Raw genomic sequence first — 11,936 nt, 5'->3', positions numbered from 1 at the left:
AAACAAGACCCTGGCCGAAAGGCCAGAGCCGATGCGGGAATTTTTATTCCGAGAGGCTTAAAATTAATATAGGAGGGATATATTCCCATGTTAGGAGCACGACTTTCACGAATATCGCGAGTATTTCTTGTTTTGATAGTAGCCGTTATCAGTTTCATAGAACATTCAAGCGTTACACGAGCCGCTACGTATAATGGTCCTGTAGAAGATATCGCTCACAGAGTAGTTGCGTCAGTGCCTGGTACCATTCTAGATTTTGATTTGAACCGAATTTTATACTCCAAGGGCGGTGTACTCTACATAAAGAAGTTAGCTGCCTCCACGAATGACATCATGCTGCCTACCACGACTGCAACGAAAGGCGCATTAACGGACAACGGTGCGATTTATGTGGAGAATTCCGTTCTATACGCTTGGAGTGAGGAAGGAACCGTTCATGAAATAACTAACAATTTGGGTCAATTATTTCAAAAGTCGCGAAATTATGTAACCTTTTCTACGAAAGTTCCTCAAAGCACTTCCTTCCAGATCTGGCTATTTCATTTAAGCGATAACAGTTATTACAATGTTTCCGAACTTAACCAGTATGACTCTAAAGTTGATGATGCGCGCGTGTCGAATGACGGGCATCTCATGTATCGAAATGCTGTCGATGATTATTTGATTGCATATCATAATGGCGTAACCAATAAAACACCTCATAAGCTCTCGAGAAATAGTTATCAAGACTTTTATGATGGATTTCAAATCATTTACTCAGAGCAAGAGAACCACGAATACGATTCATGGTATCTAAAGCGATATATCGACGGTATCTCACAGCATCTAGTTTGGTATCGTCAAATTCCTTATGCATTTGCAGGGAACAATGGTTGGACTGCCTATCGTTCGGAATCTGAAGGCTTGGTTATCTATTCTCCTGAAGGCACCAAATATACCTATCCTATTGAGGCCAGTGCGCCTGACACACATATTCTGCAGATATCGGATACCGGTGATGTTATCTTAGAGACTGGGATTGGTTCTTCCCCTAAACATTGGTTTATCCGTCCGGGATCAGAAAAAGTTTATATGTCTGATAATTTATCATACGATATTCAACTTTTTTTAAGGACTCCGTTCTGGAAGCTCGAAGATGGGAAGTACTATCGCTTTGAAGACGGTACCCTATACGAATTTGTTCCAAATTTTTATGTCCCGGTGGAAAGCATTTCCTTAAGTGAAACCCCATTGAATTTGCGGGTTGGACAAACTGCGAAGCTGGACCTTATTTTTCATCCGGCGAATGCATCTTTCAAGAGTAGCTTGGGGTTGGAATGGCATTCTAGTGACTCAAGAATTGCAGATGTGATTCCTTATTACCATGATGTGAGAGGTATTTCACCAGGAACCGCTCAGATCACAGTCACAAGTCCGTCGGGGCATTTAAAAGCTGCTCAGACTGTCAACGTTACCGGGACCAAAGGGATTGTCGGCTTGGGATCGGCAGCTTATACACGCGATCTAGTCCAATGGATGGATGAAGGCAATGTCTACGTGGATGTTCCGGTCTATCGGACCGATGGAAGCGATGGGGAACTTCGTGTGTTCTATACGACCCGAGCAGATACTGCTAAGGAAAATTCCGACTTTGACTTAGCTACGGGCTCTATTACGTTCAAGGATGGCCAAACGAGTGCGACTATACGAATTTTCTTGAAAGACGATTCGATCAAGGAGTCTCTGGAATCCTTCTCACTGAAGCTGGAAGGTTCAGCAGAAAACATTTATGAGCCGGGATCGGCCATGTTCTTTGTTATCAGAGACAATGACTGACAAGGAAGCCCACATCCCCCACTAACGATACGATATGTATCAAAAACATTTTGATTGGAGGTTGTTTTATGGCCGTTTCAACAAACATAAGTGTATGGCGTACAATTTCATTGCTTTTGTTTTTCCTATGTATATTGTTGGGTCTTGCTTCAGTAGCCAAAGCCGAAAGTATAGTCGTAGCGTCAGTACCTGGAACAATATTGGATTTTGACAGTAATCGGATATTGTATGTTACAGATTCCTCCATGGTCATTAGAGATAGAAACACCCAGCAAGATTCCGCTATGACTCCACTTGAAGATTCCCCGTTCTACTACGCAGGTTATTTAACAAACAATGGTGCTATATTTCATTACTGGAAAAAGGGTTTGTTTTTATGGAAGGCCGGAACGGAACCGGAGTTTATTCCCAACTCTAATATTGGGATCTTCTCTAAAGCTAAAGATGGACATTTTATACCGTTCACGATAACTACAAATAACCATATAGAGGCTTGGCTATTTAATACTCTAGATAACAGTTTCAAGAATATTTCTGAGGAAAATCATTTGTATGTTCGTAACAGCTATTCAATTCGTGCTTCAAAAGAAGGCCGATTAATTTATATTAGCGAACAAGGGAAGGTTATCCTGTATGATAACGGACTGACAACCTCCCTTCCCATCGATGCAGTAGATTTGAGAACTATAAGTGAAAATTTGTTCGTTTATTTAGCACAAAATCCAGAGAATAATCAATACGAGTATCGGTCCTATAATATACAAGATAAAACCAGCAAATTTATTATCTCTGATGGTTTTGATGTCTCCGCATTCACATACAAGGGTTGGACTTTTTATCAAGACCTAAATTCCGCTTATCGAACTTCACCGGCAACTGGAAAGAGCGAACAGTTCTCAGGTCCACGCTGGTTCCTATTTAGCATAGAGGGATATTCCGATACCGGCGAAATGATCGTTTACGACCTTTATGAATATACTAGATTTTATATCAACGCCAAAGGAGAGATGAAGCAAATTCCCGAATCTGCAAGAACCGGGGTTATTTACTGGAATAAATCGGGAAAAAAATGGATTGGCTCCAGTGGATCTAATATATTTGAACTCATCCCCGAGCCTCAAGAAGAAATCGGAAAGTTCCGTTTTGATCCAAAGTCACAGATCATTTGGGCCAATGAGAATACAGGTACGGTAACAGCCACTGTATACCGTGTCGGCGGCAGCTATGGTGCATTGACTGTGGACTACTCAACTTTCGCCGATACCGCAAAGGAACATTCCGATTTCATTCCTGCTAAAGGAACTCTTACCTTCGCAGAAGGAGAAACCCAGAAAACGATCCAAATTAAGTTAGCGGACGATACGATAAAGGAGAATTTTGAATCATTCTCCTTATTACTTACCGGTCTTGAAGAACGTTTGGATGCCTTACATACGAATAGAGCATTTTTCATCATTCGAGATAATGATTAGATGTAAACGTAAAGTTGAAAAGGGAGCCGCTCACGCGGCTCCCTGTCAACCTCAATCGATTTTGTCGGCCAGTCGAAGCAGCAGATCCGCTTCTTCAGCGGTCAATCCTTTGCCGCGCTGCGCCACTACGTCCTTCTTAAAATCGTCTACGTCGTATTCCGAATTCCCCATTGTTTCACCGGTTGCAAGACCATCCAAGCTCTTCCCGGAAGTCTTGGGAACGGTGGACCCTTCTTCCAGCAGCTTCTTAAACAAGCGTATGAGGCTTTCAATAGAGATTTTCACTTCAAAACGAATAGTTGCGCTTCCAGTATTCCCTGCTTTGTCCACCGCCGTCGCCCTCACCGTGTTCATTCCAATGTTGAAGCGGTAAGCCGGGGCCGAAATGTTTTTACAAGTCGATGCTGCAATGCCGGAAGTCGCGTCAATTGCCTGACATGTGATGATAACATCCTCGTCGATCCAGTACACCTTGCCGTCATAGACGGAGAACGTTACCGATGGCGCTTTTTTATCGATCTGGAACGTCACGCTTTTTGCCGCTTCAACGTTGCCAGCCGCATCTTGCGTACGGTAAAGCACTTTATACTTGCCTTCCGTGCTGAAAGTCACAGGTCCCGTATAGCTCAGCCAAGTCGTGCCGTTATCGGTGCTATACTGTATCTTTCCGACTCCGGAGAGACCATCGGCGGCTGTGAGTTTCAGCGTTACATCGGACCGGTACCATCCATTGTTACCGTTTGGTGCGGACGGAGTTAGCGCGGCCGACGTTACCGGTGCTGTCAGATCCAATTTCATACTTAACGTTTTGGCCGTTTCCTCATTATTGGCCAAATCCGTAGACTTGTAGCTGACCGTATACATACCGTCTTGGCTGAAGGTGAACGGTCCCGAATACGTTTGCCATTGCCCACCGGCGTCAAGGCTGTATACCGTTTCCGCCACCCCTGCCGGGTCATCCGTCGCAGGCAGGCTGACCGTAATCGGATTGATGAACCATTGGTCGTTTCCGTCAGGCTGGGCAGGCTGTGTTACTGCCGTAGTTACAGGCGCCGTAAAGTCGGTCTTCACCCATTGGGCGGGCCGATACAAAGCAGGGTCTTTATATCTGCCAATGCCTGATGCCCATTCGTAATACCCTTTGCGGATCGTTCCGTCGTTATCGTTGACTAAAGTCGAGAAACTGAACGGCTCGCTGGAGAAAGGATCGACCGAACCTAACTCTTCCCACGGGATGGCAAGTTTATAAACGGTCTGATGGTCGGTTTCATTGCGAGTAACGGTTAGCCGCGAATTCGCAACCAATCCCAAAGCATTATTGTTGGAAGAATGGAACCGATATACTTGCGGTCCGCTAGGCGTCATGGATAATCCGAACTCGTCATACAGCTCCGTAGACTCCGGCAGACCGGGCTTAACGGCGAACTGGATGCTGTCATTACTCCATATCAAACTATCCTCTGACGTATGACTGAACGTATCGTCCGTAATCTGCGCGGTCAAGTAGAAATTGTTTTGATCCCAGTTAACCCATATTCGACCGCTCAAATCGCTTGGTCCGTGGTAAGACTGGTTGGCAAGAATCTGCATCGTACCGCTAGCGGCAAGATCGATACCGGGGACTTCAGCCATATTCAATGGGCCTGCCGGGTCGATCGTCTTTTGCAGTACTGGATTGAAGCTTATCGCTCCTTCACTGATATTCGGATTATGCCCTGTCGTCTTGACAGTCACTTTGTACGAATGATTCTTCCACAAATCCAGCGAAGGCAGATCAATCGCAATTTCGCTTGTGGTTAAAGCAGGAATCGTGACTTGCTGGTTCCAAACGCCCGATTGACCGCCAACCACCCAACTGATGCTTTCGGTCGTAAGCCCGCTATGCGGAGAATGATTTTCGACACTTAGGATCATTTGTTCGCCGGTGCTGGCTGCTTCTGTCAGATTCGGCCTAATCCGCACATCGAAGGCGTTCTGAATTGTAACATCGTCCACCATTCTTCCCGAAAGCCCGCCGTTGATGTACACGTCAGAAACGACCCGCACGACGCCGAGTTTGCCTGAACTGGACAGTTGAATGACTTGCTGAGACGTTCCCCCCGAAGGTGTGACCAACGAGTAGGACGATCCTAGAATATGAAATGCGGATTCCATAGTCTGAGCATGCGGATTAGACACGCTTAACGTGACATTGATGGCATCTCCACTTATCACGGGTGCATTCGCATTCAAACCAAGCAGCGATCCTTCGGTTATTTCCGTAACGTCTCCTTTCACGTACAGCGGATCACCTGAAAGCGTGATCATAACCTTGCCCTCGAACGGTGTATATTGCTTGCTGTTCCCCATCATATCCGTAATCGTTACCGGCGCATTCGTATGCAAGGTTACATCCGTAGTATCCTTGGTCCACATAATCCGGATCGGCTCGTTATTGAAGGTGAACAAGTAACTATAAACATTGTCTGTCACCGTATCCTTCCGTACAAACTGCGCATCCTGCAGCTGTCTGACCATCGTGGCATAAGTCGCATAGGCAGGTTTGGGCGTATAGGGTCCCAATGGGTCAGCGGCAAAACGGACGATGCCAAAGTTATGTTCCCTATCGCCTTTATTCAGGCCGTCATTCATGAAATCATATAAAAATACTTTCTCAACCCCTGCTGCAAGCGCTGTCACATAATAGCGGACAAGATACGCCGATTGCTGCAATTCCGTGGTGCCACTGGATGATTGATGGGTCGGCCATCCAAACTCCGTAATCCATATCGGCTTCATTTGGCCGTTATTATAGGTCTTGATCAGGTTCTGCAGCTGTACCAGTTCGTCTGCCAGCAGCTCAGGCTCGTCAGGATAATAATACGGATGTACGGAAATCGCATCCATATATTGCAAGCCGCCAAGCTTAAACACTTCTTCGATCCATTCCAGATCAATATGGGCAACCGACATACCGAGAATCTTGACGTTAGGATAAGCCGGTTTGATGGTTTCGTACGTTTTTTTCAACATCAGATAATAATAGTCGGGGCGGGAGTCAGCCGGACCATTTCCGATATCTCCGAAATGTGCGTTATATTCATTGTATACTTCCAGGGTTTTGATCTGATCGCCATAATGCTGAATCAAAAACTTCCCGTAATTGGCAAATCCTTGCCGCCCTGCGTCGGTGTAGACCGTACTATTGTTATCATAGTTGGGATTCGTATAATCCATAATGATCATCGGTTCGATATTGTGTTGTTGCAAATCATTCATATAGGTTTCACTATAGGCAGGAGGCGTGTACACCCCTAATTGCGGTTCAACCGACGACCAAGTGATCTCGTCTCTCACTTGAGTGGTCCCGCTCTTCTTGATCATCTCGAGCAGAGTCTCATTGTTTCCTTGACCGAAATTTTTAAAGTGAGTATTGACTCCAAACGGTCCATGCCCAGCGGCGTAATCGCTCATTGCGCTTAATCTAACGAACGGGGTCACATATTGATCGATGGCCACATTGTTCTGCATGCTTTTTATTTGGATTTGGAAGTATCCGTAGGCCGTGATCGGCACATTTACGGTGGCCTTTCCGTCTTGTACCGGCTGATTTCCTTCCAGCAACCAGTTGTCCCGCTCGTCTCTCACTTCCCAATGGACCGTATCGCCGTTTGAGCGAACATCGAACTTGACAGGCTCAGGATCTACAAAGACGTTGCCCGCCTTCGTTTGACTTACGTTGAAAGGCAAGGGTTCCAGTCTCACTTGATCAAACCACACGGTTCCTTCAACACCCGCGTCGAGCCGTATATACACTCGAATTGCGGCTGTGCTGGGCGTGAAGTTTTTTACCGCCGCTTTATATTGGGTCCATTCCTGCGTGCCGCCGGTTGAAAACAACTTCATTTGCAAATGCAGATAGCCTAATGATTGATTCGAACTGTTAACTTCCATTATACTTACGCTTACTGCTGAATCGTTCGTTACGCCATCGGTTTTGATCCAGGCCGAAAATTCATATGCGTTTTTTATATCAACAGGAATAGCGCCTGTCGCCATATATCGCCTTTCTGTCGGGTCTCCAGATGTTCGCATAGAAGTGGTACCTTCGTGAGCTACGGTCTGATCCATGACAAAACCGTCTGTACGTTCCGGCCAAAATCCGCCTTGAAATCCGCCATTGACAATCATATTTCCCGTATCAATGGTTCCCGGCCCAAGCCTTACATCGTCAAACCAAACGGTGCCGCTCACACCGGCGTCAAGTCGGATGTAAATCCTGATTGAGACGGTTCCTTCAGCAAAATTGCCAAATGAAATCGCATACTGCGTCCAATCCTGCGTGCCTCCTGTTGTTATGATTTTCATTTGCGAGTTTACATAGCCCAAACCCTGATCTTGAGCATCGATTTGCAGCACACTCAGACTGACTGCGGAATTATTGGAAATACCCTCCATCTTAATCCAAGCCGATAACTGGTAGGTCCCGCTAGGATCGATGGGGATTGGTCTTGTTGCCATGAATCGTCTTTCTTGAGGATCGCCCGACGTTCTCATCGATGTAATCCCTTCATGAGACACGCTCTGATCCATATAGAATCCATCGGTCCGTTCTGCCCAGAACCCGCCTTCGAATCCGCCGTTAGGTATTGCATTATTCGTGTCGAGGCTCCCTGGACCCAGTACGATATCGTCGAACCATACTGTACCGGTCACTCCTTCATCAAGTCGGACATAGACCCTTATGTGGGATGTTCCCTCGATGAAATTGCCAAAGGATACTGTATATCTCGTCCAATCCTGCGTACCCCCGGTTGTAATCAGCTTCATCTGACCATTCACATAGCCCAGACCTTGATTTTTATCATCGACTTGCAAAACACTAAGGCTTACAGCGGAATGGTTGGATACTTGTTCCATTTTAATATATGCCGATAATTGGTAAGTTTCGCTGGCATTTATGGAAATTGGATCGGTTGCCATGAACCTTCTTTGTGTCGGATCCCCCGACGTTCTCATCGATGAGGATCCCTCACGCGACACGGTCTGATCCATGATAAATCCGTCTGTCCGTTCCGGCCAAAACCCGCCTTCGAATCCTCCATTGAACAGCAAATTAGCGGGACTCGGGCTGCTTGGTACAAGCGAGACGTTATCGAACCATACCGTACCTGTCACACCGGCATCAAGTCGAATAATGATTCGAACAGCTGCTGTTCCATCGTCGAAGTTTTCAACCGGAATGGAATATTGCGTCCAATCCTGCGTTCCTCCGGTTGCAATTAATTTCATTTTTGAGTGCAAATAACCCAAGGCCTGGTTATTAGCATCAACTTGCAGAACGCTAATGCTGACTCCAGAGTTATTGGAAATTCCGTCCATTTTTATCCAGGCGGAAAGTCGATAAGCATTATCAGGATTAATATTTGATGCCAAAACAGACATAAACCTTCTGTTCACCGGGTCGCCTGTCGCTTTAGCGGAGTAGACACCTTCTGTAACTGCCATTGAATCCAGAGTCCATCCATCCGTCTTATCGTGCCACAATCCGCTTTCAAATCCGCCGTTCGGGATCATCGCGGTTGATTCTGCAGATACCGCGGCGGAGTAGACATCTTCTGTAACTGGCGTTGAATCGTTCGGGATCTTTGGAGTTGATTCTACTGATGGCCCGCCGGAGTAAACACCTTCTGTAACTGCCATTGAACCGTTCGGGATCATCTCAGTTGATTCTACAGATGCCGCTACAGGGTAAATATCCAAACATGATAATACCAATAAGAAACTTAACCATGCTGCTATGGTTCTTTTTAATTGGAGCACCTGACTTCACCTCCCCGTATGCTTGACACCTATAAACGACATCGTCAGGGTCACATGGAGTTCAGCCGAGGATATGTTCCAATATAAGTTTGTCTATTGCCGAAGTGGACTAGTGTATCTTCTGCAGCATATCTTTCCATTCCATATCAATCGGCAGTGCCCGGTATGTGCTCCCGAATCGACGCTTCGACTGCTGCATCCTCTTTCCTTTGCCGCTTGTTGGAAAACTTTCATATTGGCTAGATCGCTTCCCATCTTCGTGAGCATCATCCCCCCCATATCATATGCGTCAAGCTACCCCAATTGCGCATAACAATTGGTAGCGCTTACACAATATATTTTGACATAAAAAAGGGGTTACGAATATATTCCAATCCGCTGTTTTTGATTCAATCTGCTTCGATTTGAGCCCAATTGTCTTACAATTTCCTGATCGACTGCCGCCGCGGCATTGAAGACCGCTGCGATGCCAAGCACAATCAGACTGTTTTTTAACAAGAATGTACATATTGAGCAAGGAATATACATGTTACGGATTTTGAATCGTTCGAACGACAGGAGGGAATGAAAAATGAGGATTGAAGTTGTTGCGGATTCAACTGGGGGAACTGATGTTTCAATCATTATCCAAAATGCTGTCAACCAGCTAACCAACGGTGGAACATTATTTTTCCCCCGCGGCAAATACCGGGTAGGCCGGACAGTATCAATTAAGAACAAAAATATTTCTTTATTTTGCGATGGTGATGTTGAGTTTATCGGTCCAGGCGCTTTCGTTCTGGATAGCGATATTTCGCCGCCGTCGCCAGTATCCCTTATTGAGTATAGCGGTACCTCGATCACAACCCCATTAATTATCGCTGCAGGAGACTATGTGGAAATAGCAGGCACAATCGTCCATCCTAACTATACCGTCACCCGCTACTCAACGTTGCGGTTTGTCGCCAGGGTCGTAAGCGTTCAGGGAGAGGTTCTCACACTAGACCGCCAAATCCAATATCAACTTACTAACGTAACCATATCCAAAATCCTCCTCCCATATCGGGCCAACATTTCTGAAGGCTTCCATTTCGCCCAGACAAATCTGGTCATCAATCGATGTATCGGAGGTGATTTCCATCTCATTTGTTCGGGAACCAGGGGACCTAACGGAAGCGGTGTTTCCATCAACAGCACGATTGATTTCCGGCTATATGCAAAAGCAACAGACTTACGGGCAATGTTTGGTATTTCAATGAATGATTGCAATAACTTTTTCATTCGGTTCATGTGCACAAGAGTCGGTTTATCCGACGGTTCCGGTACGAGAGCATTTCGCGGCAACGGTCTGCAAAGTGGTAAAATCGACGCTTCCTTTACCAGCTCTCTTGCAGGCGACATGACCGTATATGGCGGAAGAAATTTGCAAATCGAAATACAATCTATTGGCAATGGAAAGTACTACCGGGACAATCGAATCATCTCTGGAAATCGATCGGAAGCAGTTCATTTCTCCGAATGCGATCAGCTTGATGTAACTGCATACATGGATCACGTCGACGATCAAGCTCTAGAATTTTTGAACGTTGTCGGTGCTACCGTATACCCAAAAAGGATCGCAACTCTGGACAATTCCTCTGAGGGTGCTATCGTCATTAAAGAAGCTTCCTCCAATATCAATATTTATGACGCCGTTATTCGTTGCTACAACGATTACGGTATCAAGATAGAATGTTTTAGACGCGCCAACAACATATCAATCCATAATCTGGATCTGGTTAATCTGAAAAGCGGCAAGGCTGGAGTGCATATAAGGGACAGCGTCGTAGAATATGATGTTAAACTGCGCCTGCTGGGAGGATATATCCAAGCTTCAATGCCGGTTGTCATTAACCCGCTGCATAACGATATCCACATCAAAGGATTAACATTGGCAACGACGGCTTTTCACGCAGTTCAGTCTCAGGGAGATTACTTAATTGTTGACAGTCTTATAGCCCTTGGCTGCAATGATACGATAGTTCGAGCCATCATTAGTTCAGGTCCCAACGATCAAATTTCCAATGTCGTCTCTAACGGAGCCATCTATGTTCGGGACGGATCACGGCTTAGTTTCAATCTGAGGCGCTATACTCATAATAGGGTATCCAGAATATTCCTGGACCAGGATGCTTCTTTCTCAATCTACACCGAAAAAGGCAGCTACAAGACAATCGGCTCTCCAACCAACCACGTGTGGGAAAGAGGATGGATCCTGGAAGAACAGAATCCTTCCGCAGGCGGCAAAATCGGCCGTGTATGCGTATCATCGGGAACCTTCTACCCCAGTTCTTCTTGGGCCGCAAACACAGCATATTCCATCCCGCCTTATCCGCAAGCAACTTATATAAACGCTAATGGATCCGTGTACCGATGCATTTCGGCGGGAATAAGCGGTACGGTGGCGCCATCTCATACAAGCGGCATCTCTATTGATGGGACAGTGGCCTGGGAGTATGTGGGTCCGTTCGGAATCCCAATATTTAAAGCCTTTGGGGCTATAGACTCCTAGTCCAACTCGAATGTAATATTTTCCATAGCCACCGATTCGGCTTTCCCATTCGGGCTTATACCTCCCCTACATTGTCCGAGTTCGCATCGAGGAACCTACGTGACTTCCCTCGGTTATATGCACATTCTGTTCCCCATCCTGCTGAACACGACGAGATTTGAACCGCATTGATAGTGCGACTGCAAAGCGCACAACAAATCGTACCGCCATTACTGGTTGGCGGTACGCACCTTTTGTTTGAATTTCTTTAGTAAATCTAGAAGTCCGGTGAAAAAGTCCGCGTAAAGCAGGCCTTTATCACGGGTTTGTCGAATTTA

General features: G+C 46.0%; 4 protein-coding genes. 3 read left to right on the top strand and 1 reads right to left on the bottom strand.

From position 1 onward, the window contains the following. Positions 1 to 87 precede the first annotated feature (87 nt). Together ACFFK0_RS27945 and ACFFK0_RS27940 are read left to right on the top strand one after the other, a co-directional pair. The gene (locus tag ACFFK0_RS27945; RefSeq protein ID WP_377474204.1) at positions 88 to 1,815 is read left to right on the top strand and encodes a Calx-beta domain-containing protein; all 1,728 of its coding nucleotides are present in this window, start codon (positions 88 to 90) and stop codon (positions 1,813 to 1,815) included. A 68-nt stretch (positions 1,816 to 1,883) separates the two neighbouring features. Next, positions 1,884 to 3,287: a Calx-beta domain-containing protein gene (locus ACFFK0_RS27940; protein WP_377474202.1), complete on the top strand. Its 1,404-nt coding sequence runs from the start codon at positions 1,884 to 1,886 to the stop codon at positions 3,285 to 3,287. A gap of 51 nt (positions 3,288 to 3,338) precedes the next feature. Here the strand turns inward: ACFFK0_RS27940 and ACFFK0_RS27935 are convergent, their stop codons facing one another. Further along, complete coding sequence (locus tag ACFFK0_RS27935; RefSeq protein WP_377474200.1) at positions 3,339 to 9,089, bottom strand: OmpL47-type beta-barrel domain-containing protein; 5,751 nt, start codon at positions 9,087 to 9,089, stop codon at positions 3,339 to 3,341. Between the two features lie 571 nt (positions 9,090 to 9,660). Here ACFFK0_RS27935 and ACFFK0_RS27930 point away from each other — a divergent pair. Next, positions 9,661 to 11,619, top strand: a complete 1,959-nt coding sequence (locus tag ACFFK0_RS27930) for a pectate lyase family protein (protein ID WP_377474198.1) — start codon at positions 9,661 to 9,663, stop codon at positions 11,617 to 11,619. The last annotated feature ends 317 nt before the right edge of the window (positions 11,620 to 11,936 follow it).

Source organism: Paenibacillus chartarius (assembly GCF_042432825.1).
Taxonomy (GTDB): Bacteria; Bacillota; Bacilli; order Paenibacillales; family NBRC-103111; genus Gordoniibacillus; species Gordoniibacillus chartarius.
Note: the sequence above shows the minus strand (reverse complement) of the source record. Positions and strands in the feature narration are given on the sequence as shown.

Excerpts from the sequence above, each read along its gene's own strand:
- ACFFK0_RS27945 (WP_377474204.1), top strand. The coding sequence starts at position 88 with ATGTTAGGAGCACGACTTTCACGAATATCGCGAGTATTTCTTGTTTTG.
- ACFFK0_RS27930 (WP_377474198.1), top strand. The coding sequence starts at position 9,661 with ATGAGGATTGAAGTTGTTGCGGATTCAACTGGGGGAACTGATGTTTCA.
- ACFFK0_RS27940 (WP_377474202.1), top strand. The coding sequence starts at position 1,884 with ATGGCCGTTTCAACAAACATAAGTGTATGGCGTACAATTTCATTGCTT.